Genomic DNA, 1059 nt, shown 5'->3' with positions numbered 1-1059 from the left:
CGCACGTCTTCGGTGAACGCACTCTGGCCACACTGGAGCGTCTTCTGAGCCTGCTGTCGGCCTTTGAGGTCGTGGTATGGATGACGGATGGCTGGCCGCTGTATGAATCACGCCTGAAGGGAAAGCTGCACGTTATCAGCAAGCGTTACACTCAGCGCATTGAGCGACATAATCTGAATCTGAGACAACATCTGGCAAGGCTGGGACGGAAGTCACTGTCGTTCTCAAAATCGGTGGAGCTGCATGACAAGGTCATCGGGCATTATCTGAACATAAAACACTATCAGTAAGTTGGAGTCATTACCCACCTCTGCTTTCCATGTTATTTCTTATTGCAATTACTAGAGACCTGAGAAAAGTAATCCACCTGAAAGGGCGGCTTACTTTTCTCTTTTTTTTGTCTATTACAAATGGGAATACGATATGCAACACAACTCATATCGCCGTTGGATAACCCTCGCGATAATTAGTTTTAGCGGCGGCGTTAGTTTTGACCTGGCTTATTTACGTTATATTTATCAAATTCCCATGGCGAAATTTATGGGATTCAGCAATACCGAGATAGGTTTAATAATGAGTACCTTTGGTATTGCGGCTATTATTCTTTATGCCCCCAGCGGCGTTATTGCCGATAAATTTTCACACCGCAAAATGATTACTTCCGCGATGATCATTACCGGATTACTGGGTCTGTTAATGGCAACGTATCCACCGCTGTGGGTAATGCTCTGTATTCAGGTCGCCGGTAATGCTGCCAACTTACTGATAGTGTTTTATGTTCAGATAATGCCCGATGACCTTGTCATGCAGCTCCACCGATTTTGAGAACGACAGTGACTTCCGTCCCAGCCTTGCCAGATGTTGTCTCAGATTCAGATTATGTCGCTCAATGCGCTGAGTGTAACGCTTGCTGATAACGTGCAGCTTTCCCTTCAGGCGTGATTCATACAGCGGCCAGCCATCCGTCATCCATACCACGACCTCAAAGGCCGACAGCAGGCTCAGAAGACGCTCCAGTGTGGCCAGAGTGCGTTCACCGAAGACGTGCGCCACAACCGT

3 pseudogenes are annotated in these 1059 nt (G+C 47.6%); 2 read left to right on the top strand and 1 reads right to left on the bottom strand.

From position 1 onward, the window contains the following. Positions 1-290 (top strand): annotated as a pseudogene (locus tag BGK49_RS15860) (IS1-like element IS1X2 family transposase); the annotation flags it as partial. Positions 291-423: 133 nt separating this feature from the next. Beyond that, a pseudogene (locus tag BGK49_RS15855) lies at positions 424-804 on the top strand (MFS transporter); the annotation flags it as partial. Here the strand turns inward: BGK49_RS15855 and BGK49_RS27535 are convergent. Then, positions 760-1059 (bottom strand): annotated as a pseudogene (locus BGK49_RS27535) (IS1-like element IS1X2 family transposase); the annotation flags it as partial. The pseudogenes BGK49_RS15855 and BGK49_RS27535 sit on opposite strands and share 45 nt — an antisense overlap.

The sequence above is a fragment of the Shigella sp. FC1544 genome (assembly GCF_001722145.1).
Lineage (GTDB): Bacteria > Pseudomonadota > Gammaproteobacteria > Enterobacterales > Enterobacteriaceae > Escherichia > Escherichia coli.
The sequence above is the reverse complement of the archived record's forward strand: the minus strand, read 5'-3'. Positions and strand labels throughout refer to the sequence as shown.